A 24,689-nucleotide genomic window follows, 5' to 3' on the forward strand; every position below is an offset into this window, starting at 1 on the left:
ATGATAGGGTGCGGAGGAAATCATGAATTTCGAAAAAATTGAACAAGCCTATACCTATCTATTAGAAAACACTCAAAGTATTCAAAATGAATTGTCGACCAACTTTTATGACGCCTTGATTGAACAAAATGCCATGTATTTGGATGGCAAGACAGATCTAGACATTGTTAAAAACAATAGCAAAAAATTAAAAGAACTAGGTTTGAGTAAGGAAGAATGGCGCAGAGCCTACCAATTCCTTTTTATGAAAGCTGCTCAGACAGAGCCTTTACAAGCGAATCACCAGTTCACACCAGATGCGATTGGTTTTATCATTACATTTTTGATCGATCAGTTGGCTAAAAGCGACCAACTGGATGTCTTAGAAGTGGGAAGTGGAACCGGAAATCTCGCTGAGACTATTGTCAACAATAGCCGTCTCACGATTGATTACTTAGGATTGGAAGTAGATGATCTCTTGATTGATCTATCTGCTAGTATCGCAGATGTGATGGAGTCCAGTGTTGTCTTTGCACAAGGCGATGCGGTTCGCCCACAAGTTTTGAAAGAAAGTGACTTGATCGTCAGTGATCTTCCAATTGGTTATTATCCAGATGATGCGATTGCACAGCGCTATCAGGTAGCGAGCTCCGAAGGCCATACCTATGCTCATCACCTTATGATGGAACAGGCTCTGAAATACCTGAAACCTCAAGGAGTAGCCATCTTTTTAGCTCCAAACAACCTCTTGACGAGCTCTCAGAGTGATCTGTTGAAAGCTTGGCTAACAGACAAGGCTCAACTCCTTGCCATGCTGACCTTGCCAGAATCTCTTTTTTCAAATCCGGCATATGCTAAGACGATTTTCGTCCTACGAAAACAAGAAGAAGAGTCTGTTCAGCCCTTTGTCTATCCGTTTACCGATCTCCAGGATCAAGACCAGGTGGTTCACTTTATGGAAAGTTTCCAAAACTGGTTAAAGGATAGTGAAATTTGATCAAAGATCTGATATAATAGAGGAAGTGAAAACGCTTAATGAGGTGAATATATGTCGAAAACAATTTCTATTAATGCAGGAAGCTCTAGTTTGAAATGGCAATTGTACCAAATGCCAGAGGAAACTGTTCTTGCAAAAGGGTTGATTGAACGGATCGGTTTGAAGGATTCTATTTCAACCGTTAAATTTGATGGACGCTCTGAAAAACAAGTATTAGATATCCAGGACCATACACAAGCTGTAAAAATTTTGTTGGATGATTTGATTCGCTTTGATATTATCAAATCCTACGATGAGATTACAGGTGTGGGCCACCGCGTCGTTGCTGGTGGAGAATACTTCAAGGATTCTGCCTTGGTAGATGACGAAGTCCTTCGAAAAGTAGAAGAATTGTCTTTGTTAGCACCTCTTCATAATCCTGCAAATGCAGCTGGAATTCGTGCCTTTAGAGAGATTTGTCCAAATATTACCAGTGTTGTGGTATTTGATACTTCTTTCCATACAACCATGCCGGAAAAAGCTTATCGTTACCCTCTTCCAACTAAATATTACACAGAAAATAAGGTCCGTAAATACGGCGCTCATGGAACCAGTCATCAGTATGTAGCTGGTGAAGCTGCTAAACTTCTTGGAAAACCATTAGAAGAATTGAAATTGATCACCTGCCACGTTGGAAATGGTGTATCTGTTACAGCGGTTGACAAGGGAATCTCTGTCGATACCTCAATGGGCTTCACCCCTCTAGGTGGAGTCATGATGGGAACCCGTACAGGGGATCTCGATCCAGCGATTATTCCTTACTTGATGGAACATACAGAGGATTTCAATAAGCCTGAAGATATCAGCCGTATCCTCAATCGTGAATCAGGTCTTCTGGGTGTTTCTGGATCTTCTAGTGACATGCGGGATATCCATACAGCGATGCACAATGGAGATGAAAAAGCTAAATTGGCTTACGATATCTTTATCGATCGTTTGCAAAAATACATCGGTCAATACTTGGCTGTTTTGAATGGTGCAGATGCCATCATCTTTACAGCAGGAATCGGTGAAAATGCAGTAAACGTTCGCTCTTCTATTATCAATGGCATCAGCTGGTTTGGCTGCAAGGTCGACCCTGAAAAGAACGTCTTTGGAGTTGTCGGAGACATTTCCACAGATGATTCCCGTGTGAAGGTATTGGTGATTCCAACGGATGAAGAGTTGGTGATTGCGCGTGACGTTGAACGTTTCAAAAATCAGTAAACTGTAATAAAGAGAGAAGGCTGGAGGCGAAAGCCCCAGTCTTCTTATTTTATACAAGAAAGAGGTTGTCCATTGAAAAATATACAGTCTTTTGTTCGAAAGCACCCATTATGTAAGAATGCCCTCTGGCTCCTTCTTTTTGTGCCCGTATTCTTTCTCTCACAATTCCCCCTCATCACCATGGTTTATTCCCTTCAAGAAGGAGTAGATGCAAGGTGGGTCACTATCCTCACTCTCATGGTGACAGTGGCAGTGCTCTTTGTTTTTTATAAGGTCATCAAGATGAGCCCTCTGGAGAACTTAGATGTTCGGGTCATTACCTGGCCGGCTTTGGGGAGAAATTTTCTTTTTCTTCTCTTGTTGATGGCTAATAATCTGCTCGCCTATCCCTTGTTGAAACAAGAGGCAGGTGGTACAACAGCAAACCAAGCGGCTCTGAATGAGCTGCAATCTCATGCTCCTTTTCTTGCTATGGGCATGGTCGTGATCCTTGTCGCTCCGATTCTAGAAGAGCTGCTTTGTCGGGCCATCATCCCTCGTTTGATCTTTCGAGGAGCAGAACCGATCGGTTACTTAGCCGGTGCTCTCTTTTTTACTTATTTGCATGGACCGAGCGCCTTGGGGGAATGGGTAGCCTACGGAGGTATGTCTTTGATCTTAACTTGGGTGGCTTATCGCTACCAGCGGATCGAGTACAGTATTTGCCTCCATATGACCTTGAATGCGCTAGCTTATTATTATCCTGCTGTATTCCTCCTTTGTTTATTGCCGGTATCGAGAGTTTTCTTCCATGATAAATTATGATAAAATGGTAGGTACCAATGAGTTTTGATGCAGAACCATCCTACAGAAGGTCAGATAAAATCAGAAATCCGTATGGAGAGTAGACTCAAGGGTTTAGAACACTTGTTCTAGCCTCTTTTGTTCGCAAGCATGCTGTAGGAAGGGAATCGAAGGAGAACGAAAATGATTGATAATAAATGGCTGAGTGGCCAAGGGACCCTTCTTTGTGGGATCTTAAATGTCACTCCGGATTCATTTTCTGATGGCGGTAAGTATACGAGTCTGGATGCAGCCTTGCAGCAGGCGAGAAAACTGATCCAAGAAGGAGCTCAGATCCTCGATATCGGGGGAGAATCAACCAGACCAGGTAGTCATTATGTAGAGATCCAAGAAGAGATTGACCGCGTGGTTCCAGTAATTAAAGCCATTCGGAAAGAAAGTGATGTCTTGATTTCAGTGGATACCTGGAAGTCCCAGGTGGCGGCGGCGGCGCTCGAAGCTGGGGCTGATATTGTCAACGATATTACGGGTTTTCTTGGAGATCCTAAGATGGCTGCTGTCGTCGCGGAGCATGAAGCGAGCGCAGTTCTCATGTTTAATCCAGTGATGGCAAGACCGCATCATCCAAGTTCCACTATCTTTCCAAGTTTTGGTTTCGAACCAGTCTTTTCAGAGCAAGAGCTTCAACAGATGGCTCAAGAACCGATTCAAGACTTGATGTGGACCTTCTTTGACCGCTCGCTTGCGGTAGCGAAAGCAGCTGGTGTCCAGACGGATCGTATTATGTTGGACCCTGGGATCGGATTTGGGTTGACCAAGCGAGAGAACTTACTCTTATTACAAGAACTTGGGACGATTCACCAAAAGGGGTATCCGATCTTTCTAGGGGTCTCCCGCAAACGTTTTGTGGTCAATATTATTGAGGAAGCTGGATTTGAGACAGATCCTGCAACGGAGACTGGTTTTTGGAATCGGGACCTGGCTTCGAGCCATTTGACCAGTATTGCAGCCAGTCAAGGAGTCGAAGTAGTGCGGGTGCATGATATTCCCCTTCACAAGATGGCAGCCAGTCTGGGCCAAGCCATTTTCCAAGCCCAAGAGGCAGCAGATACCAATTTAAAACAATACAAGTAAATGAAGACAAAAGAACATCAGTTGGATCTTCGTTGGCTAGAAGCCTATCGTTCCCAAGATCCACATTTCGGCTTGGAGCGCATGGAAGCTCTCTTGGCTTTGAGAGGAAATCCTCACCTAGACTGTCGGGTTATTCATGTTGCGGGGACCAATGGCAAAGGCTCTACCATTGCTACCTTGTCCCAACTCTTGAGGCAGGCAGGTTTACGCGTTGGAGTCTTTACCTCTCCTTATCTGATCCATTACAATGACCAAATCACCATTAATGGCGAAGCCATTTCAGATCAAGACCTGCAAGCCTACCTGGATAGCTACCAGCAGCTCCTGCAAGTTGAACAATCAAAGGCCGTCTTTCAAGGTTTGACGGAATTTGAAGTGATGACGGCCATCGCCTATGATTATTTTGCTCACGAGGAGCTGGATTACGTGATCATGGAAGTCGGTATGGGGGGACGACTTGACAGTACTAATGTCTGCCAGCCTGTTCTAACCGCGATCACTTCGATTGGCTTGGATCATGTTGCCCTTCTTGGGCCAGATCTGGCTTCCATCGCCCGTGAAAAGGCCGGCATCATTAAGCCAGGAATTCCTCTGGTTCTAGGGAAATTAGAAGCAGAAGCCAGCCAAGTCATTGAAGGCATTGCGATTCAGAAGCAGGCACCGATAACAGCCTATGACAGAGATTACCAAGTTGAGCTAGAAGCCTCTTATTTATCGGGCCAATCCTTTTCTTATCACAGTTTCAAAAGAGAAAAAGCCTCTTATCAAGTAGCGCTCTTGGGTCATCACCAGGCCAGAAATGCAGCTCTTGCGATCAGTATCTGTGATGTACTTTTTGAAAGAGAAGGGCGTGAACTCTTGTCAAGAGAGTTAGTGGATGAGGCCTTGCATCAAGTCGTCTGGCCTGGCCGGATGGAAGTGGTCTCGCAAAATCCCATGATCTTGCTAGATGGGGCCCATAACCCCCACGCCGTTGCGCCTTTGATCGCCAGTCTTCGGGAACTGTTCCCAAGTCAAAAAAAGACTATTCTTTTTACCTGCATCCGGACCAAAGCCTTAGAAGAGATGCTCATTCAGTGGCAGGAACTAGAAAATAGTCGCTTGATCCTCACGACTTTTGAAGATCCAAGAGCCTATTCTCAAGAAGAGATAAGAGCTGCTGCGAAAAACCATCAGCTTGAGGAAGTCAACTGGCAAGAGTTTCTACAAAACTGGCAAGCTGAAGGTGATGAGCTCCTCATTGTAACGGGGTCGCTCTACTTTCTTAGCCAGGTACGACCTTATTTATTAAAAACAGAAAAATCCAACTAGGAGATGATATGGATACAAAGAAAATTGAAGAAGCAGTGAAAATGATCATCGAGGCAGTCGGTGAAGATGAGAACCGTGAGGGACTTCAGGAAACGCCAACCCGCATTGCCAAGATGTACCAAGAAATCTTTGCAGGACTAGGGCAGACAGCAGAAGAGCACCTGTCTAAATCATTTGAAATCATTGATAACAATATGGTGGTCGAGAAGGATATCTTCTTCCATTCCATGTGTGAGCATCACTTTTTGCCATTTTATGGAAAAGTGCACATTGCCTACATTCCAAATGGCCGTGTGGCTGGGCTTTCAAAACTGGCTCGTACGGTCGAGGTTTATGCTAAAAAACCACAGATTCAGGAACGTTTGACGGTAGAAATCGCAGATGCCTTGATGGAATATCTTGGAGCGCAAGGTGCCCTTGTCTGGGTAGAAGCAGAGCATATGTGTATGAATATGCGTGGTGTCCGTAAACCTGGGACCGCTACAGTGACAACTGCTGCGCGTGGACTGCTTGCGACAGATAAAGACTTAAAAAATGAAGCCTATAAACTCATGGGCCACTAATGGCTGGCTATAAGAGGTGAAGAGAGTGGATCAATTACGGATCAAGGACTTAGAGGTATACGCCTATCATGGTGTTTTTCCAGCAGAAAAAGAATTAGGACAACGCTTTGTCCTAGACCTATGGGTAGATTATGAGATGACCCGTGCTGCCCGCACAGGTGATTTAGAAGCTTCGATCCATTATGGGATCTTGGCGGAACAGTTGACCGAGTGGATGCAGGCAGAAAAGATCGATCTGATTGAAACGGTGGCCTTTCAATTGGTGCAAAAGATTTTCGAAAGCTATGCCTTTGTAGAAAAAGTTCGTCTGGAGTTGAAAAAGCCCTGGGCTCCTGTTCCCTTGCCACTCGAGACTTGTTCTGTGACAATCGAACGGGAGAAAAAACGGGCCTTTATTGGGCTTGGCACCAATATGGGAGATAAACAACTGCAACTAGAGACGGCGCTAGAAAAAATCAAGGATCGAGGCATTCACCTTCTTCAGACATCCACAAGGATTGAAACAGAACCTTGGGGAGGGGTGGAGCAGGACACCTTTTTGAATCAAGTGGCAGAGGTTGAAACCTGGATGACCCCAGAGGATTTACTAGAGACCTTACTGGCCATTGAGCAGGAAATGGGGCGTGTCCGTGAGGTCAAGTGGGGGCCACGTGTGATCGATCTAGATCTGCTCTACATGGAGGACACCATTTGTTACAGTCCAAGCTTGATCTTGCCGCATCCTTATGTGGCAGAACGTGCCTTTGTCCTAGAGTCTTTGAATGAAATTGCTCCTCATTTTGTGGACCCTGTTCAAAGAAAGCCTATTCGCCAATTATGGGAGGCTGTCAAATAGTCTTTCTTCTTTGCATCATAATAAAAAACAATCTCTGTTCGAGGGATTGTTGAGATTGAAGACAAAGTCTTATTAAAAAACTTTCCTTAGGTGAGTACGGACGTCAGCGAACTTCGTAGAAGTTCCATGACTAATTATTGAGCCTAAGGTCTCAATAATTCCGAGTGCCTGAAACTGTATTGTTTCAGGCACTTTTCTCACAGCGGAAAGTTTCAGAATATGATTGAATAACTATAACGAGTATAATTTTTAAAGAATTGATTAGATTTTATTAAAGATTCGTTTATCTACGCTCTCAACAATCCCTCGAGCAGGGATTATTTTTGTTTATCTTAGTTTATTTACGATACAAGCGATCGTATTGGTAGACAGGGTCCATAGTGACGTTGATACCGAGCTTGCGAAGGACATTCTTATCTTCGTCTGTCAGCATCACGGTTGAATGAGCTTCACTGCCTTTCAACTTGCCTAATTCTTGCATAGCAAGTTTAGCGTCTTCATTAGTCATAGCTGTAATGGCTAGGGCAATGAGGATCTCGTTTGAGTGAAGACGAGGGTTGCGGCTACCCAAATGATTGATCTTCAAGCCTTGGATAGGTTGGACGTATTCTGGCTCGATTAATTTGGTTTCTTTATCAATATGCGCCAATTTCTTGATCGCATTGATCAAGAGGGCTGCGGTTGGGCCAAAGAGATCGGAGGTTTTTCCGGTTACCATCTCGCCGTTTGGCAATTCAAGGGCCAAGGCTGGCTCGCCTGTTTCTTCTTCTTTTTGGCGGGCAAGCACGGTCACTTTCCGATCATTTGGAGTAATGCCCAAATCATTCATCAAGAGCTCAATCTTCTTGACAGCTCCCTCACCGACACGCTCTGCTTTGACATCCAAAATGGTTTGGTAATAGCGACGGATAATTTCTTGTTGGGAAGCTTCAATCGCAGCGTCATTGTCCACAATGGCAAAGCCAACCATGTTGACGCCCATATCTGTTGGAGAAGCGTAAGGAGAGGTTCCTAAGATGCGTTCCAACATGCGCTTCAAGACAGGGAAGATTTCGATATCGCGGTTGTAGTTGACCGTTGTTTCTCCGTAGGTTTGGAGGTGGAAAGGATCGATCATATTGACATCGTCTAGATCTGCAGTCGCTGCTTCATAAGCCAAGTTGACTGGGTGGTGCAAAGGAAGATTCCATACTGGGAAGGTTTCAAACTTAGCATAACCTGATTTGATACCATTTAATTGGTCATGGTACATATTGGACATACAAGTTGCCAGCTTACCAGAACCAGGGCCAGGAGCTGTCACAACGACCAAATTGCGACTAGTTTTGATGTAGTCGTTTTTCCCCATCCCTTCAGGAGAGATGATGTGGTCCATATCAGTCGGATAGCCCTTGATCGGATAGTGGAGATAAGAGGCGATCCCGCTCTTATCCAGTTGTTTGCGAAAGGCGTCTGCTGCAGCTTGTCCAGCATATTGGGTGATGACGACAGAGCCTACAAAGATCCCTAATTCATTGAATTTGTCGATCAAGCGCAGTACTTCTTGGTCATAAGAAATTCCTAGATCTCCACGGGCTTTTGAGTGCTCAATGTTGTTGGCGTTGATGGCAATGACAATTTCCACCTGGTCGCGCAATTCTTGGAGCAACTTGATCTTATTGTCTGGTTCGTATCCAGGGAGGACACGAGCAGCGTGGAAGTCTTCTAACATCTTACCACCAAATTCAAGGTAGAGCTTGCCATCGAATTGGTTGATCCTCTCAATAATGTGGTCACGTTGCAAGTTCAAATACTTTTCAGAACTAAAAGCTTGTTTTTTCATGTAAAACTCCTGTATATAAGGGAAGGGTCTGCCACACAAATCCAAGGATGAGTGTTCCGTTCCCTACCATTTCATTCTTTCATATTATATCAGAAAACAGATGGAAGATAAAATATTCTAAGATACTTTCCTAAGGGGAGTGTGGATGCCAAGGGGCTCAATGGTGACTCACGGTGGAAAGTTTCCAAGAGAAGTTTGTTTTCCCTCTAAAAAAGCCCCTTACGGGGCTTCAGATCGATGTTGTTTAATAGTGTTTGATCAAATCAACTGTAGAGCGATCCAATTTCTTAACCAATGCTTGTAAGAAGGCTTGCGCTTGCAAGAAATCATCCATGGCATAGAGGGTTTGGTGAGAGTGTATGTAACGTGCACAGACACCAATGGTTGTTGATGGGACTCCACCATTCTTCAAGTGTGCTGCACCTGCATCGGTACCACCTTTGGCACAATAGTATTGGAATTTGATGCCCGCTTCTTCAGCAGTAGTGAGCAAGAAATCCTTCATATTTGGTAGCATGATGTGACCTGGATCATAGAAACGAAGCAGTGTTCCTTCCCCAATCGCACCTTGGTCTCCAAAGACATCAGCTGCTGGCGAACAGTCTACAGCAAGGAAGATTTCAGGATCAAATTTAGTGGTTGAAGTGTGAGCTCCACGAAGTCCCACTTCTTCTTGAACGTTGGCCCCTACATAGAGTTCGTTGTTTAAGGCTTGTCCAGAAAGACTCTTGGCCAATTCGCTGACCATCAAGACGCCGTAGCGGTTATCCCATGCTTTGGAGATGACGTTTTTACCATTAGCAGTGAGAATCGCAGAGCTATCTGGGACCAAAGTATCTCCAGGACGGACCCCATAGCTTTCAGCTTCGGCTTTAGAGCTAAAGCCTGCATCAAAGACGATATCGCTAATGGCAGGTACGGTTGGTCCACCTGTTCCACGTGTCAAATGAGGAGGAACAGATCCTGAAATAGCAGGGTATTCACGTCCGTCACGTGTAAAGAGTTTGAAGCGTTGGCTGCTGACGACCATCGGATTCCAACCTCCGATTGGGACAACACGGAAAGTTCCGTCAGCTTTGATTTCGCTGATCATAAAACCAACTTCGTCCATGTGGGCAGCTACTAAGATACGAGGAGCATCGGCAGCTGTTGAATGTTTGACCCCAAAGATCCCACCGAGACCATCTGTCACGATTTCGTCCACATGAGGGGTCAATTGTTGGCGCAAATAATCCCGTACAGGTGCTTCGTGCCCTGAGATAGCAGGAATTTCAGTTACTTCTTTAATTTTAGAAAATAAATCAGTCATAGGTTACCTTCTTTCTGATGCTATTTTATCACTTTTTCTACAAGGATGGTAGCGTTATTATGGAAATCAGTCTCTAAAAGCAGAGGGAGAGATCTAGCCTAGACCGTTGTCCCTCTGCTTATTTTGTGTTACAATAGGCACTATGAAAGCTAAAAAAATTATTTTGTCTAGTCTGGCTGTAGCAAGTGCAGGAGCTCTTGCGGCCGGTGTTTATAAAATTGCCAAAGATCAAAAGCGTCTCCGTACCCAAGAAGAGTTGGTAGCAGAAGTACGGGAGCAAATGGAAGCCATGGGGACGATTGCGACCCTGTATGTGGAACTCTACGAGTCTAGTGAAGAACGCTTAGTAGGAGGCGTCATTTTTGAAGATGAGCGCCATTACCGCTTTATCTACGAGGACGGTCTCTTGCATTACGAAGAGGAAAAACTATGATTATACCAAATTCTCTAGAAGAAATTGCTTCATATGTAGAGCAAGATGGCAAGAAAGTGTTTGTCTTTTCAGCAGATTGGTGTGGGGATTGTCGTTACCTCAAGCCTTTTTTGCCGGAGATTGAGACTGAAAATCCTGAATTTACCTTTATCTTGATTGACCGAGATGCCTATATGGATCTGGCGAAAGTCTGGGATGTTTATGGGATCCCTAGTTTGGTGGTTCTGGAAAAGGATAAGGAAATCGGTCGGTTTGTCAATCGAGATCGGAAAACCAAAGCGCAGATTACAGCATTCTTAGCAGGATTAAAATAGGAGAAAATCATGATTGTAACATACAACAAAGAACAAGTCGGCGATGTCTTGATGCTGACCTTGAAAAATAGTGGAGATGCAAAGCTCGCGGTGGAGAGAAAAGGAAAAGTGGCTCGCGTTTACCGTGAGGACAAGCAAGAAACCGTTGCCTGGAATATCTTTGACGCCTCATCTTTCTTCGCCATCGAAGGCAAGGGCCAAGTCTTTTTGACAGATGAGCAAGTGGATCGTTTGAACCAAGAATTGGAAAGAGAAGGCTTCGCAGAACGTTTGGTCAACGATCGGGAACCAAAATTTGTGGTGGGAGAAATCCTTGAAATGGTGGCCCATCCAGATAGTGACCACTTGAATATCTGCCAGGTAGCAGTTGGACCAGATAAGACAGTTCAGATCGTAGCAGGAGCTCCAAATGCGCGGGTGGGTCTAAAGACCATTGTTGCTCTTCCAGGTGCCATGATGCCGGATGGTAGCTTGATTTTCCCAGGGGCTCTTCGTGGAGAAAAAAGTTATGGCATGATGTGCAGTCCGCGTGAATTGCACTTGCCAAATGCTCCTCAAAAACGAGGCATTATTGAATTGGATGATGCAGAAGTAGCAGGGACACCTTTTGATCCTGCTCGTCACTGGCACGAATAAAGAGAAGAATCTAGGATATTTTGAATCCTAGATTTTTTGATTTTGGTTTGTCACCTCCATTTTTTAAAATTTTTTCGAATAAATAGATAGGAGGTAAATGATGTATAATAAAGTTGTTTTAATCGGTCGCTTAGTAGCGGCTCCAGAATTGCATAAAACCAGCACAGACAAATCCGTTGCCCGAGTGACCGTTGCGGTCAATCGTCGCTACAAGGACCAAAACGGGGAGCGAGAGACTGATTTTGTCAATGTCGTTGTCTGGGGGAAATTGGCTGAAACCATGGCTAGTTATGCTAGCAAAGGGAGCCTGATCTCTTTGGATGGAGAGATTCGGACGCGCCGCTACGAGAAAAATGGAGTTATGCAGTATGTGACAGAGGTCCTCTGCCAAAGTTTTCAGTTGCTAGAGAGCCGCGCTCAGCGAGCGATGCGTGAAAATGGTGGAACGGGAGATTTAGCCGATATCATCTTAGAAGAAGAAGATCTTCCTTTTTAGGATCAAAAAAGAAAGCTGGTTCGTTTATAGACCAGCTTTTTTGATACTTGCTAGGGATTTCATTCGGGAACTACTCTTTTAAAAATAAAGCAAAAATATGCATCTGTACAATAAAAGCCAGCACTTTTCTTGAAAAAGTAGTAGAATAAAGTAATATATATTCAAAATTTTCAGAAAAGGAACGGAGTTTGAAGGGGAAAGAAGAAAGAAAAGAACGGTTGAAATGGCTGATAAAACGGGTTTTACTGGTGATTCCAGTGGCCTGCATCCTCTTGTGGATCTATGCCGTTTGTCAAACCAGTAGCATCAAGGATCAGACCAAGATCGGTGTCACCTATATGACCATGAACAATGAGTTCTATAAAAGTATTCATTCGGAAATTAGTCGAATTGCCGATGAGAGAGGGGCTCTTGTATCTGTCCGAGATCCGGAATTGGATGAAAAAAGGCAGAGCCAGCAGATCGATGATTTTTGCGCCCAAAAAGTAAATGTGATTGTGATTAATCCGGTCAAAGGGGATAGTCAGCCCATTTTAAGAGCTCTTAAAAAAGCTAGAAAACAAGGAATTAAGATCATTGCAGTTGATACCCAGCTCAAGCATTTTAAGCCGGATGCTAGCATTGTCTCTGATAACTACCAAGCAGGAGTCTTGATTGCGAAAGAGTTGATGAAACGCTCTTCAAATGCTCGGATCCTTCTCTTGGAGCATAAGGGAACTGTTTCAGCAGATACGCGGATTCAGGGATTTAAGGATACCATCAAAGGGCATGGGTCTTATGAGATCATCTCGGAACTAGAAACCAAGGGTCAGACGGAGATCGCCATGCCCGCTGTCCGTAAGTTTTTGCAGTCAGGGGGGAATGTCGATACTCTAGTCGCCTTGAATGACCGTTCAGCTATAGGAGCTTTAGCAGCGATCAAGGAGCAAGGAATCACCCATCCCATTGCGATCTATGGGATTGATGGCTCACCAGATATGAAAGCCTTGCTGCACTCGACAGATGATGTCGTAGGAACCGTTGCCCAGTCTCCGTTGAAGATGGGAGACCGTGTGATGGAGGTCATCCAAGATATGACGGCTGGGAAGAGCTACCAAAAAGAGATAACCATTCCGGTTCAAATGATGACAAAGGAAAACATCGATCACTTTGATGTGAATGGGTGGCAGTAATGAGAAAATTTAGAGGTGTGAGATACAGTTTGGCAATTCTGATGGTCGTGAATTTTATCGCTGTGATGCTCAACAGTATCATCTATCTTCAAGCAACCAACTATATCATTGCCCAACGACAAGCCTCCCTATTAGTAGAACGTTTAGAGCGTATTCCTTTTGCGCCTTCGACAACTTTTTGGTTGTCTGCGCTCTTATTTGCTGGGATTGCCTTGATCTCCATGAGTCGTTACCGGTCTCAAACGAGTCGATGGTCCATTTTTGATAAGTGGAACATTCTGGAGATCCTCCTGATGTTGCTCTTGATGTGGGTCCAAAATGTAGCTTATAACGGGCTTATTCTATTAGTTTTTGCGGATATCTTCTATGGTTCCAAAGAGTTGAATACCAAGCGAGACCGCAAGTATTGGTTTGCGTTTATCCTAGTGAGTTTCTTGATGCTTCTTGTGACCAACTCAGACGTCTTTTCGCTTTTCTTTCCGATACCTTCTCTGGATGTCTATATTCATTTTTATCCTGCCTCCATTCGGATTCTGGCCTTTTTCTTAAAGAATTCCCTCTATGCCTTGAATCTGGTGCTCTTCATTATTTCGCTTTTGTTCTATATTATGAATGTTCTTGCGGAAAACCACGAAGTGGAAGAAGAGTTGGCCATGGTTTCGAAGGTCAATACGGAATTGAACAACTATATGGCCTTGTCTGAGAAGATTGCAGAGGATCGAGAGCGCAAGCGGATTGCTCGGGAGATTCACGATACCTTGGGACACGCGCTAACAGGGATCTCGGCAGGTTTAGATGCTGTCGGAGTCTTGATTGATATCGATCCCAATCGGGCAAAAGAGCAGGTAAAAAGCGTATCAGAAGTGGTTCGTGAAGGGATTCAAGATGTGAGAGGCTCTCTCAACCGCCTCCGTCCAGGTGCCCTTGAGGGACGAACCCTCAAAGATGCTTTGGAAAAGATGATCCGTGAGTACCAAACGCTTTCCAACTTGCAGGTTGATTTACACTATGAATGGGTCGATGTCGATATGGACGTCATGATTGAAGATACAATCTTTCGTGTGATCCAAGAGTCTATGACCAATGCGGTTCGCCACGGTCATGCCAGTCAGATGAGCCTTCATTTTTTTGAGAATGAAGAAGATTACCTGATCGAGTTGCAGGATAATGGGGTTGGGTTTGAAACCTTGACCTATGGCTATGGACTCAAGCAGATGATGGAACGAATTTCTATCCTAGGAGGACAGCTTCAATTTGAAAGCCGCGATGGATTTTTCACGCGCATCAGTTTACCGAAATATAAAGAAGGGAGATAGAGATGGTGATAAAAGTAATGGTGGCAGATGACCAGGCCTTGATTCGAGAATCTCTGAAAATTATTTTGTCAGCCCACCCCGATATCGAAGTGGTGGCCACAGTGGAAGATGGGAATCACGTCTTGTCGAGCATTCCGCAGACACATCCTGACCTGATCTTAATGGATATTCGGATGCCAGGCATGGATGGAGTTTTGGCGACAAAAGAAGTCAAAGAGCACTATCCGGATATCAAAATTATTATTTTAACGACCTTTGATGATGATGAATTTATCTATAGTGCACTCAAGTATGGTGCTTCAGGTTATCTTTTAAAGGGAGCCTCGACAGAGGAACTCTATGAAGCGATTAAGGTGGTGTATCAAGGCGGAGCCATGATCAACCCGAATATCGCTAGTAAAGTCTTTCAAATTTTCTCACAAATGGCCAAGACCAACTTCTCTATTGCTGTGGATGAGGACAATGTCAAGGATTTGAGCACGACGGAATGGCGCATTATCCAAGAAGTCGGCTATGGGGAGTCTAATAAAGAAATTGCGGCCAAACTTTTCTTGTCAGAAGGAACCGTGCGCAATTACTTATCAACGATTTTGGCGAAATTAAACCTACGAGATCGAACGCAATTAGCGATCTGGTCAGTCCAAACAGGAGTGACGAGACGTGATTTTTCTAAAGGAAATACAGAATGAAATTGAAGCGAAAGCATCTTTGTTGGGGGATTGGTCTCCTTGTTGTGCTCTGTGTGAGCGCGGGTTTTTATTGGTGGAAACAGCAACCGACCGTACTCCATATCGGCGTTTATGCAGGTTCTAGCTGGGATGTGCCGACCAGTCAACGTTCCCATGCCTTGGATCGTGCGATTCAAAAATTTGAAAAATCCCATCCCCACGTTCGTGTAGAGTATGAAAATGGGATTCCTCAGTCGGATTATTCTGACTGGCTCTCCGAAAAGATTGTCTCAGGAAAGACGCCAGATGTGTTTATGGTCTCTGAGCAAGATCTTTCCTTATTAGCGGCGCGGGGCGTGCTAGAAAAGTTAAACGGCTATATGGATCGAAAAGACCAAGCTGCCTTTTATCCCGTTGCCTTTGAATCAGGTGTCTATCAGGGGCAAACCTATGCCTTACCTTATGAAAGCAATCCGATTTTGATGTGTGTCAATAAAGATCTCTTGGATAAAGAAGGCATTGCGGTTCCCAAAGAAGGTTGGACCCTTGAAGAGTTCTATACGATTTGCAAGAAACTGACCAAGGATACCAATGGAGATGGGCAATTGGACCAATTTGGAAGTACAGAATACACCTGGAAAGAAGCCTTGGCGGCAAATGGAGGTCATCTCTTCCAAGGAGGCATGCTCAAGCTGACAGCTCCAGAAGTCAAAGAGTCTTTGACTTTTCTGCAAAAATTGGAAGATCTAAATAAAAATTACAAGGTGAGCTCTAAAGATTTTGACCAGGGGAAAGTCGCCTTTTATCCCATGACCTTGGCCCAATATCGGACCTATAAACCGTATCCCTACCATGTTTCTAAATATTCAAACTTTACCTGGACCTGTATCCCAATGCCTGCTAAGTCAAAAACAACCAAGGCAACCTTGGTCACGACGACTTCTTTTGCTATGTCAGCCCGAAGTTCTCATTCCAAGTTAGCTTGGGAGTTGATGCAAGTTTTGACAGAGGATCCAGACATTCAACAAACCCTCTTTGCCCAATCCCAAGGGATCTCCGTCATGCCACAGGTAGTCAAGAGTCGCTCTAGTAAAGACCTCCTGCAGGTAGATGATTTTGGGACGGATTCCTTGACCAATCAGACCTTGAACCGCATCATGGAACAAGCTGTTGAAAGTAGCCCGAAAAATGTCTCAAAAGAGCTGTTAGAAAAGTTAGATTACTTGATTGGCAATGCCTTGCGCGATCAAGATGTTGAGAACCGCTTGCCTCAAATTCAGAGGGAGATTGAAAGTAGTCTACAGGTAGGAGTTTAGAGTAAAATAAGATGGCATTTTGTCAAGTGACAGATGTCATTTTTTTATTGCTAAATGTCATATTGGGAATGTGACATTTGACAATGTAAAAGCGCTTTCAAATAGTCTACAATAGAGTCAAATAAAGGAGGCGTAGCAAAATGAAATACCTCGTTTTGGTCAGTCATGGTGGACTGGCAGAAGGTCTAAAAACATCACTAGCCATGTTTGCTGGTGACAAGTTGGATCAGGTCATCGCAGTTGGACTCAAAGAAGGAAAATCGGTCGATGACTTCGCAGTTGATTTCAGAGAGAGCATTTCAGGATTGACAGCTGATGATTCTGTTTTGGTCTTGGCAGATATCGTAGGTGGTAGTCCATTAACCACTGCAGCCACGGTTCTAGAAGAAGCTGGAAAGCTCGATGGAGCCTTGATCCTTGGTGGGATGAACCTCACCATGGCCTTGACGGCAGTTGTGATGAAGGATGTGTTGGATGGAGACGATTTGTCAGCTACCATCTTATCAGAAGCACGATCTGCACTACAGCCTTTTGAAGTTTCAGCCACTGGTGCTGAAGAAGATGATGACGATATTTAATAGGGAGGTACCTTATGGTAGTAACATTTGTACGGATTGATGACCGCATGATTCACGGTCAGACAGTCACACGCTGGGCAAAGGAAAAACCATGTGATGGTTTGATTGCCGTAAACGATGCAGCAGCATCAAACAAGGTTTTGATCCAAGCTTACAAAGGCGCATCAGACAAGAAAACCTTTGTATGGACAAAGGAAGCCTTTAAGGAAAAATCAGCAAAAGTAACAGAATCAGATAGTCGTTACTTCTTGATCACCAAAAATCCAATCGATATGAAGGAAATTTTGGTCGACCAAGGGTTTGTCCCAGGTGATGTCAAAGAAATCATTGTTGGCCCTGCAAATGATCGTCCTGGAGCTGTGAAATTGGGAAATAACCAATCTATCACTCAGGAAGAAGCAGAAGCCTTCCAAGCCATTCAAGCAGCAGGCTACAAGGTGAAATTCCAATTGTTGCCAGATGTTTCCATCGGTTATTGGGATGATTTCAAATCAAAATTTGGTTTTTAAAACTAACAGTCTCATCTGTTAGGTAAATAAATTTACAAACAAAAGGAGCGTTTGTTATGACAATTTCATGGATTCAAGCAATCTTGCTTGGTATTTTCGCCAGCTTGTCTTCAATGCCTGGTATGGGAGGTTCCAGTATCGGGAACTATACACTCGGTCGTCCTTTGATCGGTGGGTTGATTTCAGGTTTAATTCTTGGAGATGTGACAACTGGTATTATGGTCGGGGTTGCCCTTCAAGTCGTTTATATCGCCTTGGTAACACCTGGTGGTACCGTATCTGCCGATGTGCGTGCCATCTCTTACATCGGTGTTCCTCTTGCTATCTTGTTTGTGCATGCCAACAACATCACAGATGAAGCTGGAATCGCCGCAGCTGCAGCTCCAATCGGTGCAGCCGTTGGGACAATCGGTACAGTTCTTTTCTACGGTACCGCTACTATGAACTTGGTATGGCAACACATCGGTTGGAAAGCCGTTGAAGAAGGAAACTTCAAAAAACTCTACGCAGTTGACTGGGTTTACCCTTGGATCTCTCACTTCCTCTTCTCTTTCCTTCCAACAATGATTATCACCAAATACGGTGAAAACATGGTTGATTTGATGAAACAATACCTTCCTATGGATGGTTACTGGATGAAAGCCCTCTTTACAGTCGGTGCTCTTCTCCCATGTGTCGGTATTGCCATCTTGTTGAAACAAATTGTTACAGAAGCAACTGACTTCATTCCATTCTTTGTTGGATTTACCTTGGCAAAATCTCTCGGATTGAACTTGGTATCCAGTGCCGTTGTTTCATTAATCTTTGCAGTAATCTACTATGAACTTGAAGTGATCAAATCGATGAAAGCTGCTCCAGCCGGAGTGGTGGACCAAGACGATGATGAGGAGGATATTTAAAATGGCTGATAGAAAGAAAATTTCAAAGAAAACATTAGCAAAAGCATTCCATCATTGGTATTATGGTCATTTGACTTGTTTCTCTCAAGAACATATGCAAACCTTCGGGTACTTGACTTCTATGCTTCCAATCGTAGAAGAAATGTATGACACAAAAGAAGAACAAAAGGATGCTATGCAAACCTATACGGCCTTCTTCAACACTGAACCACAACTTGGATCTCTTGTTGTAGGGATCACAGCTGGTTTGGAAGAAGCGCGTGCAAACGGAGATGCAGTGGATGGCGAAACCATCAACGGTATGCGTGCCGGTTTGATGGGACCAATCGCTGGTATTGGTGACTCATTGGTTGTTGGTACCTTGATCCCAGTTCTCTTAGGGATTGCCCTTGGTCTTTCTAAAGGTGGTAACGTCGCTGGTGCTCTCTTCTACATCGTCGTATGGAACCTCTTAGTCTACTTTGGTATGCGCTTTGCCTTCTTCAAAGGTTACCAATTAGGGGATAAAGCCGTTGAATTCCTTGTAGGACCAAAAGGACAAGCTCTTCGTAAAGCGATCAGCGTTGTCGGTGGTATGGTTATCGGTGCCGTAGCAGCTACTTGGGTATCTGTTACAACAGCCCTTCAATTCAAGAATTCTGAAGGAAAAGTCTTCTTGAACATCCAAGAAAAGATCGATGGTGTTTATCCAGGTCTCTTGACAGCAGCCTTCATCACTCTTTGCTGGTGGTTGATGTCTAAGAAAAAAATTTCACCAAACAAAGTCATGTTACTTCTCGTTGTAGTGGCTTTGATCGGTGTTGCCCTTGGTATCTTTGACCCACATCTTAAATACTAAGGTAAAAAAAACAAATTTGCTAGTAGGAGTTTTTGAGAATGAAGTGGACTGACCTCCTTTACTTGCACTTCATTCTCAATTTTTATCAGGAGGAATCCCATGGTTACAAAACAAGAACTTGTCAATGGATATGAAACAGAAATCAAGTACCAACGCCACATGCTTGAAAACCTTGGTCGTTGGTTCAGCTTACTCTTTATCATTGCCAGTATTGGTGTGGTATTGATCTATCTCTTTCACAAAAGTTTCCTCCCACTCTTGATCCTCGGGATTTTACTAGCCTTGGTTGGAATTTTAGGCATGATTGTTTTTGGATATGGCATCTACCGCGGGCGGATCAATCTTCAAAAAGTGATCGATGATTTCAATCAAAAATTGACAATTTTAAATTGATATTTTAGAAACATCTCATTTATTTTTGAGGTGTTTTTTTCTTGACTATTTCTGACCAAGTGATACAATAGAAACATAAGTTAGCACTTACGTATAGAGAGTGCTAAAAACACGTATGGAGGAATGAACATGTTAAAACCATTAGGAGACCGTGTGGTCTTAAAAGTAGAAGAAAAAGAACAGACTGTTGGAGGTTTTGTCCTCGCAGGTGCGAGCAAGGCTGATACAAAAACAGCTGAAGTAGTGGCCGTTGGTGAAGGTGTGCGTACCCTAAGTGGCGAACTCATTGCTCCAGCTGTAAAAGCAGGAGACCACGTTTTGGTTGAAAGCCATGCAGGAATTGAAGTGAAAGATGGGGAAGAAACCTACACCATCGTTGGAACATCAAACATTCTTGCAATTGTAGAGTAAGAGAAGAAAGAGGTAAGAGAAATGGCAAAAGATATTAAATTTTCATCTGATGCACGTTCTGCAATGGTCCGTGGTGTCGATGTCTTAGCAGATACAGTGAAAGTTACGTTGGGCCCTAAAGGACGCAATGTTGTTCTTGAAAAATCATTTGGTTCACCCTTGATCACAAATGATGGGGTAACTATCGCAAAAGAAATCGAATTGGAAGATCATTTTGAAAATATGGGTGCCAAATTGGTGTCAGAAGTGGCTTCTAAGACTAATGATATCGCAGGTGACGGTACAACGACCGCAACTGTTTTGACTCAAGCCATCGTCCGTGAAGGAATCAAAAACGTCACTGCAGGAGCTAACCCAATTGGCATCCGCCGTGGGATTGAGACCGCTGTTGCAACAGCAGTAGAAGCTTTGAAAAACAATGCGATCCCAGTATCGAGCAAGGAAGCCATTGCTCAAGTAGCTGCTGTGTCTTCTCGTTCTGAAAAAGTCGGTGAGTACATCTCTGAAGCCATGGAAAAAGTTGGCAAAGATGGGGTTATCACGATTGAAGAGTCACGTGGAATGGAAACAGAACTGGAAGTCGTTGAAGGCATGCAGTTTGACCGTGGTTACCTTTCACAATACATGGTCACTGATAATGAAAAAATGGTGGCAGACCTTGAAAATCCATACATTTTGATCACTGACAAGAAGATTTCAAATATCCAAGAAATCTTGCCATTGTTGGAAAGCATTCTTCAAAGCAACCGTCCACTCTTGATCATCGCAGATGATGTCGATGGCGAAGCTCTTCCAACACTTGTCTTGAACAAGATCCGCGGTACCTTTAATGTCGTAGCTGTCAAGGCACCAGGATTTGGAGATCGCCGCAAAGCCATGCTAGAAGACATTGCCATCTTGACTGGTGGTACAGTCATTACAGACGATCTTGGTTTGGAATTGAAAGATGCAACCATTGAAGCCCTTGGGCAAGCAGCTAAAGTGTCAGTCGATAAAGACAGTACCGTCATTGTCGAAGGTTCTGGTAACCCAGAAGCGATCGCTAACCGTGTGGCTGTTATCAAGTCACAAATCGAAACCACAACCTCTGAATTTGACCGTGAAAAATTACAAGAACGTTTGGCCAAATTGTCTGGTGGTGTTGCCGTAATCAAGGTTGGTGCTGCAACAGAAACAGAATTGAAAGAAATGAAACTCCGTATCGAAGATGCCCTTAATGCGACTCGCGCAGCCGTTGAAGAAGGGATCGTTGCCGGAGGTGGTACAGCCCTTGTCAATGTCATCTCTGCAGTCGCAGCCCTTGAATTGGAAGGGGATGAAGCGACCGGACGCAATATCGTTCTTCGTGCTTTGGAAGAACCAGTGCGCCAAATTGCCCACAATGCCGGTTACGAAGGATCTATTGTGATTGATCGCTTGAAAAATGCCGAAGTCGGAACAGGTTTCAATGCTGCAACAGGTGAATGGGTGAATATGATTGATGCAGGAATCATCGATCCAGTTAAAGTGAGCCGTTCAGCCCTTCAAAACGCCGCTTCCGTAGCGAGTCTGATCTTGACGACCGAAGCAGTCGTAGCCAACAAACCAGAACCAGCAGCCCCAGCAGGACCAGGAATGGATCCAAGCATGATGGGCGGGATGATGTAACACACTTAGTCTAATGGGTGCTGAAGCACCTCATTAGGCTACGGCAAGCACTATGGTGCCTTGCCGAAGTGTCTTACTAAGAAAACAAAGAAGGCATTGTCGGCCTTCTTTATTTTCTGTCGTAACCGTTACATGATTGAGGTCTTGCCTCTCATCATTTGACGCCAGCCGCTATTGTGCGGCCTACCTAATCGTCTTACTAGCGTAAAGGGAGTGGAAGATTCTTTCTAATCTTCGCGACCAATCATAGGGTGAGCTGAATGACGCAGTAGCTGATTGTGCTCTCCCTTCGCTTCTTAAGCTCGGAAGAGCTCTAATCAGCCTTGCGGGGGCGAGACAACGAACGAGTTTTTATAAAAACTCATTCTGTCTCGCTCCCTTTTTATCGTGCTTTGGGATTTTTATTTGTTATGGAATAATATTTTTATTTTAAATTTTGTAACAGAAATGATAAATACTAATTAAAGAGGACTTGCGTAGATGCTTGGGAATCCGGTGTTTGCGGTGTTTTCAGGCAGAGGGATATTTGCCAACAAATTGCAATACAAATTAACTGATTTTGTAATAATTCTAGTGTATACTAGTAAGAGTAGATCACAGGTCTACATTGTTGCAAGGGGAGAACTTCCCACATACATGTCTATTGACAATAAAACTTGATCGTAATATCGCTGTTAGTAAAATGAGAGTTTGAACATAGCATAGATTTTATCGACCTTTTTCATATTAATAAATATTTTTCAAATTCCCCTTGCGCAAGCTCTTCCGGATTCCTCCGGGAGAGTTTTTTTGTTAAGAAAAAAAAGTAGAAGGCCTTTGAGTCTCCTTTGAAAGAGTGGCTCAGTAGGCATCATTTATGGTAAAATAGAACATATTCGTCGAGGGGAAGGAGTGAGGACTTTGTTGAAGATTTTTGTGTTAGAAGATGAATGGATCCAACAATCGCGTATCGAAGCGGTCTTGCAGGATCTCATCCGTCAAAAATCCTTGCAGTGTAAAGCGCCAGAAGTGTTTGGGAAGTCAAGCCAGTTACTAGATGCTATCACAGAGAGAGGCGCGCATCACCTATTCTTTTTAGATATCGAGATTAAAGGTGAGGAGAAAAAGGGTCTAGAGATCGCAAAAGAGATTCGTAAGAAAGACCCCCATGCGACCATTGTCTTTATCACCACTCACTCTGAATTCATGCCCATTACCTTTCAGTACAAAGTAGCTGCCTTGGATTTTATCGATAAAACGCTGGGTAAGGAAAAGTTCAAAGAGAGAATCAGCTCAGCCATCGACTATACCTTGGAGCAAGCTGGGACCACGATTGCGCAAGATGCCTTTACGTTTGAGAGTGCGATGGCGCGTGTACAAGTTCCTTTTAATAAGATTTTGTATGTTGAAACGTCTCCAACCATTCACAAGGTCATTTTACACACCCAGGAAGAGCGCTTGGAATTTTACGCTAGTATTACCGATATCGAAAAAGCAGATCCCCGCTTGTATCGGTGCCACCGCTCCTTTGTGGTGAATCCGCAAAATATTACGAAGATTAATAAAGAAACAAAGAAAGCTTTTTTTGAAAACGGGGACAATTGCTTGATCTCACGGACCAAGTACAGAGGCTTACTGGAAGCTTTGAAAAAATAGAGGGAGAAAGAATTGCTGTTAGATATTCTAATATTTTACCTAAAGTTCTTCGTCAGCATGCTGATCTATCGTCATATCAGTAGACAAAAGTTCGCCTTGCGCTGGCTCTTTTTGTGCCCCTTCCTCTTCGCAATTATCTTTACCCTTGTACCACCGGTAGGCTTTTTTGGCTATTTCTTAGTATTTATTGCCTATAGTTTCTACCGAAATCGTAACATACGACACCTTTTGAATATTTTTTACGGGCTCTACCCGGTTGTCATGGAGAGTCTCATTGCGCGTCTCTTAGCCTTTTATGTCTTTCCAATGTTAGGGATCGTACTTGTTCATGAGGCATCTGTCAGCTGGTATGATGCTCTACTTGAATTGCTGGTCTTTCCTGTTTATATAGGAATCACTAAATTGTTAAAACTAGATTTTACAGATTTAAAAGTAGGGTTTCAACGGCAGTATTTTAATCGTTTCTTACTCCCGATGGATCTTTCCATGTTTGTGTATTTAGTCAGTGTTGTAGGTCTGGTGGTTTTTGAGGATGCTATTCCACATGCAGATGCTTTACGGGAACAGTTAAATAGTATTTATCTGATTTTGTTTTTTGTGATGCTCTTGTATTTCAATGCAGTGTCCAAAGAACGATTGAAACAAGAGATTCTAGAGCAAAAAGATAGGCAACTGCAGGAGTTAGCCACCTATAGCCAACACGTCGAAATGCTCTATGGGGAGATTCGTGCCTTTCGTCATGATTACCTGAATATTTTAACAAGTCTCAAATTAAGTATTGAGCATGAAGATCTCAATGCGATCAGGGAAGTCTATGAGAATGTTCTTCGAGAGAGTGGCCAGCAATTTTACAATAGCAAGTTTGATATTGCCAAACTCAGTCACATCGAAAATCCAGCTGTAAAAAGTGTTCTATCCGCAAAATTATTGGAGGCTCAAAATAAAGGGATTGGGATCTCTGTCGAGATCGATGAACCTGTTCGTGATTTATTCATCGAGGTTTTAGATTTCATCACCTTCTTATCCATCCTTTGTGACAATGCTATCGAAGCGGGTCTCGAATCAGAGGACCCCCAGCTGATCCTTGCCATGCTCCAGGAGACGAACTCCCTCATCTTAATAGTTGAAAATAGTACAAAAGCTGAAAAAATAGAGTTAGCGAGAATTTTTGAAAAAGACTACTCGAGTAAAGGAGATGGTCGCGGTCTTGGCTTGTACAAGATCCAACAATTACTGGAAAAGTATCCCAAAACGACAGTGTCTACCAAGAGTTCAAACTACCGATTTACTCAGAGCCTGACCTTTTGGAAGGAATAATAGAAGAGAGAGTGGGACAGAAATCGGTCATTCGTTAGAATTCGATTTCGTCGTCCCACCTCCGCACAGTTGAGTAGGGCTGTAAAAGCTGATGAAATCAGCGTAGTAGAGCCCACTCAACCACTGCGCCTTG

At 43.7% G+C, this 24,689-nt stretch carries 26 protein-coding genes; 24 read left to right on the plus strand and 2 right to left on the minus strand.

Going from position 1 to position 24,689, the window contains the following annotated elements:
• The first annotated feature begins 22 nt into the window (after positions 1-22).
• The 7 genes from NML76_RS06135 to folK all read left to right on the plus strand — a co-directional run bounded on the left by NML76_RS06135 (position 23) and on the right by folK (position 6,847).
• Positions 23-976, plus strand: a complete 954-nt coding sequence (locus tag NML76_RS06135; RefSeq protein ID WP_118397210.1) for a class I SAM-dependent methyltransferase — start codon at positions 23-25, stop codon at positions 974-976.
• A 51-nt stretch (positions 977-1,027) separates the two neighbouring features.
• Positions 1,028-2,221, plus strand: a complete 1,194-nt coding sequence (locus NML76_RS06140) for an acetate kinase (protein ID WP_023919646.1) — start codon at positions 1,028-1,030, stop codon at positions 2,219-2,221.
• 72 nt (positions 2,222-2,293) lie between these two features.
• Positions 2,294-3,025, plus strand: coding sequence for a CPBP family intramembrane glutamic endopeptidase (locus NML76_RS06145; protein WP_195423853.1), 732 nt, complete (start codon positions 2,294-2,296; stop codon positions 3,023-3,025).
• Positions 3,026-3,187: 162 nt separating this feature from the next.
• Entirely contained in the window at positions 3,188-4,138 is a 951-nt protein-coding gene (folP, locus tag NML76_RS06150) for a dihydropteroate synthase (RefSeq protein ID WP_254732992.1), read from the plus strand.
• Entirely contained in the window at positions 4,139-5,449 is a 1,311-nt protein-coding gene (locus NML76_RS06155; protein ID WP_254732994.1) for a folylpolyglutamate synthase/dihydrofolate synthase family protein, read from the plus strand.
• A gap of 8 nt (positions 5,450-5,457) precedes the next feature.
• A complete protein-coding gene (gene folE / locus NML76_RS06160; protein ID WP_003019101.1) occupies positions 5,458-6,012 on the plus strand; it encodes a GTP cyclohydrolase I FolE in 555 nt (184 codons plus the stop codon).
• A gap of 25 nt (positions 6,013-6,037) precedes the next feature.
• Entirely contained in the window at positions 6,038-6,847 is an 810-nt protein-coding gene (gene folK, locus NML76_RS06165) for a 2-amino-4-hydroxy-6-hydroxymethyldihydropteridine diphosphokinase (RefSeq protein WP_070465277.1), read from the plus strand.
• Between the two features lie 337 nt (positions 6,848-7,184).
• On the opposite strand, the gene NML76_RS06170 is transcribed toward folK, so the two are convergent.
• Positions 7,185-8,669, minus strand: a complete 1,485-nt coding sequence (locus NML76_RS06170; protein ID WP_021154294.1) for a DUF1846 domain-containing protein — start codon at positions 8,667-8,669, stop codon at positions 7,185-7,187.
• A 244-nt stretch (positions 8,670-8,913) separates the two neighbouring features.
• Positions 8,914-9,978: a glutamyl aminopeptidase gene (gene pepA, locus NML76_RS06175; RefSeq protein ID WP_014712788.1), complete on the minus strand. Its 1,065-nt coding sequence runs from the start codon at positions 9,976-9,978 to the stop codon at positions 8,914-8,916.
• Positions 9,979-10,120: 142 nt separating this feature from the next.
• Between pepA and NML76_RS06180 the strand changes: the two genes are divergently transcribed.
• From NML76_RS06180 to NML76_RS06260, 17 genes are all read left to right on the plus strand, one after another.
• Positions 10,121-10,411 carry a DUF4651 domain-containing protein gene (locus NML76_RS06180; protein WP_031572648.1) on the plus strand — a complete coding sequence of 97 codons (291 nt, stop codon included), beginning with the start codon at positions 10,121-10,123 and terminating at the stop codon, positions 10,409-10,411.
• Positions 10,408-10,725 (plus strand): thioredoxin family protein, encoded by a 318-nt coding sequence (locus tag NML76_RS06185; protein ID WP_031572651.1) that lies wholly within the window; start codon positions 10,408-10,410, stop codon positions 10,723-10,725. Before NML76_RS06180 ends, NML76_RS06185 begins: the two co-directional genes overlap by 4 nt.
• Before the next feature lie 9 nt (positions 10,726-10,734).
• Positions 10,735-11,361 carry a YtpR family tRNA-binding protein gene (ytpR, locus tag NML76_RS06190; RefSeq protein ID WP_031572654.1) on the plus strand — a complete coding sequence of 209 codons (627 nt, stop codon included), beginning with the start codon at positions 10,735-10,737 and terminating at the stop codon, positions 11,359-11,361.
• 100 nt (positions 11,362-11,461) lie between these two features.
• Positions 11,462-11,857 carry a single-stranded DNA-binding protein gene (locus NML76_RS06195; RefSeq protein ID WP_031572656.1) on the plus strand — a complete coding sequence of 132 codons (396 nt, stop codon included), beginning with the start codon at positions 11,462-11,464 and terminating at the stop codon, positions 11,855-11,857.
• Between the two features lie 188 nt (positions 11,858-12,045).
• Entirely contained in the window at positions 12,046-13,029 is a 984-nt protein-coding gene (locus tag NML76_RS06200) for a substrate-binding domain-containing protein (protein WP_031572659.1), read from the plus strand.
• Positions 13,029-14,345 carry a sensor histidine kinase gene (locus NML76_RS06205; protein ID WP_254732996.1) on the plus strand — a complete coding sequence of 439 codons (1,317 nt, stop codon included), beginning with the start codon at positions 13,029-13,031 and terminating at the stop codon, positions 14,343-14,345. The genes NML76_RS06200 and NML76_RS06205 overlap by 1 nt, the downstream gene beginning before the upstream one ends.
• A gap of 5 nt (positions 14,346-14,350) precedes the next feature.
• Positions 14,351-15,034, plus strand: a complete 684-nt coding sequence (locus NML76_RS06210) for a response regulator transcription factor (RefSeq protein WP_037585171.1) — start codon at positions 14,351-14,353, stop codon at positions 15,032-15,034.
• Entirely contained in the window at positions 15,031-16,329 is a 1,299-nt protein-coding gene (locus tag NML76_RS06215; protein ID WP_254732998.1) for a sugar ABC transporter substrate-binding protein, read from the plus strand. The genes NML76_RS06210 and NML76_RS06215 overlap by 4 nt, the downstream gene beginning before the upstream one ends.
• 140 nt (positions 16,330-16,469) lie before the next feature.
• Positions 16,470-16,907, plus strand: a complete 438-nt coding sequence (locus NML76_RS06220; RefSeq protein WP_227038491.1) for a PTS sugar transporter subunit IIA — start codon at positions 16,470-16,472, stop codon at positions 16,905-16,907.
• Between the two features lie 14 nt (positions 16,908-16,921).
• Positions 16,922-17,416, plus strand: a complete 495-nt coding sequence (locus NML76_RS06225) for a PTS sugar transporter subunit IIB (RefSeq protein ID WP_000261775.1) — start codon at positions 16,922-16,924, stop codon at positions 17,414-17,416.
• A gap of 56 nt (positions 17,417-17,472) precedes the next feature.
• Positions 17,473-18,315 carry a PTS sugar transporter subunit IIC gene (locus tag NML76_RS06230; RefSeq protein ID WP_003004789.1) on the plus strand — a complete coding sequence of 281 codons (843 nt, stop codon included), beginning with the start codon at positions 17,473-17,475 and terminating at the stop codon, positions 18,313-18,315.
• On the plus strand, positions 18,299-19,153 hold the full coding sequence (locus NML76_RS06235; protein WP_037585172.1) for a PTS system mannose/fructose/sorbose family transporter subunit IID: 855 nt from the start codon (positions 18,299-18,301) through the stop codon (positions 19,151-19,153). Before NML76_RS06230 ends, NML76_RS06235 begins: the two co-directional genes overlap by 17 nt.
• 99 nt (positions 19,154-19,252) lie before the next feature.
• Positions 19,253-19,546, plus strand: a complete 294-nt coding sequence (locus NML76_RS06240; RefSeq protein ID WP_003004348.1) for a hypothetical protein — start codon at positions 19,253-19,255, stop codon at positions 19,544-19,546.
• Between the two features lie 129 nt (positions 19,547-19,675).
• Positions 19,676-19,957 (plus strand): co-chaperone GroES, encoded by a 282-nt coding sequence (gene groES / locus NML76_RS06245; protein WP_003013619.1) that lies wholly within the window; start codon positions 19,676-19,678, stop codon positions 19,955-19,957.
• Positions 19,958-19,978: 21 nt separating this feature from the next.
• Positions 19,979-21,604: a chaperonin GroEL gene (gene groL / locus NML76_RS06250; protein ID WP_003004647.1), complete on the plus strand. Its 1,626-nt coding sequence runs from the start codon at positions 19,979-19,981 to the stop codon at positions 21,602-21,604.
• A gap of 900 nt (positions 21,605-22,504) precedes the next feature.
• On the plus strand, positions 22,505-23,239 hold the full coding sequence (locus NML76_RS06255; protein ID WP_254733000.1) for a response regulator transcription factor: 735 nt from the start codon (positions 22,505-22,507) through the stop codon (positions 23,237-23,239).
• A 228-nt stretch (positions 23,240-23,467) separates the two neighbouring features.
• Positions 23,468-24,556, plus strand: coding sequence for a sensor histidine kinase (locus tag NML76_RS06260; RefSeq protein WP_254733002.1), 1,089 nt, complete (start codon positions 23,468-23,470; stop codon positions 24,554-24,556).
• The last annotated feature ends 133 nt before the right edge of the window (positions 24,557-24,689 follow it).

Source organism: Streptococcus sp. CF8_Ac1-9, from assembly GCF_024295565.1.
In the GTDB taxonomy this organism is placed as follows: domain Bacteria; phylum Bacillota; class Bacilli; order Lactobacillales; family Streptococcaceae; genus Streptococcus; species Streptococcus parasanguinis_X.

Coding starts and splice junctions, on each gene's coding strand:
- NML76_RS06180 (WP_031572648.1), top strand. CDS start 10,121: ATGAAAGCTAAAAAAATTATTTTGTCTAGTCTGGCTGTAGCAAGTGCA.
- NML76_RS06185 (WP_031572651.1), top strand. CDS start 10,408: ATGATTATACCAAATTCTCTAGAAGAAATTGCTTCATATGTAGAGCAA.
- NML76_RS06195 (WP_031572656.1), top strand. CDS start 11,462: ATGTATAATAAAGTTGTTTTAATCGGTCGCTTAGTAGCGGCTCCAGAA.
- folP (WP_254732992.1), top strand. CDS start 3,188: ATGATTGATAATAAATGGCTGAGTGGCCAAGGGACCCTTCTTTGTGGG.
- groES (WP_003013619.1), top strand. CDS start 19,676: ATGTTAAAACCATTAGGAGACCGTGTGGTCTTAAAAGTAGAAGAAAAA.
- pepA (WP_014712788.1), bottom strand. CDS start 9,978: ATGACTGATTTATTTTCTAAAATTAAAGAAGTAACTGAAATTCCTGCT.
- NML76_RS06205 (WP_254732996.1), top strand. CDS start 13,029: ATGAGAAAATTTAGAGGTGTGAGATACAGTTTGGCAATTCTGATGGTC.
- NML76_RS06135 (WP_118397210.1), top strand. CDS start 23: ATGAATTTCGAAAAAATTGAACAAGCCTATACCTATCTATTAGAAAAC.
- NML76_RS06155 (WP_254732994.1), top strand. CDS start 4,139: ATGAAGACAAAAGAACATCAGTTGGATCTTCGTTGGCTAGAAGCCTAT.
- NML76_RS06170 (WP_021154294.1), bottom strand. CDS start 8,669: ATGAAAAAACAAGCTTTTAGTTCTGAAAAGTATTTGAACTTGCAACGT.
- folE (WP_003019101.1), top strand. CDS start 5,458: ATGGATACAAAGAAAATTGAAGAAGCAGTGAAAATGATCATCGAGGCA.
- NML76_RS06240 (WP_003004348.1), top strand. CDS start 19,253: ATGGTTACAAAACAAGAACTTGTCAATGGATATGAAACAGAAATCAAG.
- ytpR (WP_031572654.1), top strand. CDS start 10,735: ATGATTGTAACATACAACAAAGAACAAGTCGGCGATGTCTTGATGCTG.
- NML76_RS06235 (WP_037585172.1), top strand. CDS start 18,299: ATGAGGAGGATATTTAAAATGGCTGATAGAAAGAAAATTTCAAAGAAA.
- NML76_RS06230 (WP_003004789.1), top strand. CDS start 17,473: ATGACAATTTCATGGATTCAAGCAATCTTGCTTGGTATTTTCGCCAGC.
- NML76_RS06215 (WP_254732998.1), top strand. CDS start 15,031: ATGAAATTGAAGCGAAAGCATCTTTGTTGGGGGATTGGTCTCCTTGTT.
- NML76_RS06225 (WP_000261775.1), top strand. CDS start 16,922: ATGGTAGTAACATTTGTACGGATTGATGACCGCATGATTCACGGTCAG.
- groL (WP_003004647.1), top strand. CDS start 19,979: ATGGCAAAAGATATTAAATTTTCATCTGATGCACGTTCTGCAATGGTC.
- NML76_RS06140 (WP_023919646.1), top strand. CDS start 1,028: ATGTCGAAAACAATTTCTATTAATGCAGGAAGCTCTAGTTTGAAATGG.
- NML76_RS06220 (WP_227038491.1), top strand. CDS start 16,470: ATGAAATACCTCGTTTTGGTCAGTCATGGTGGACTGGCAGAAGGTCTA.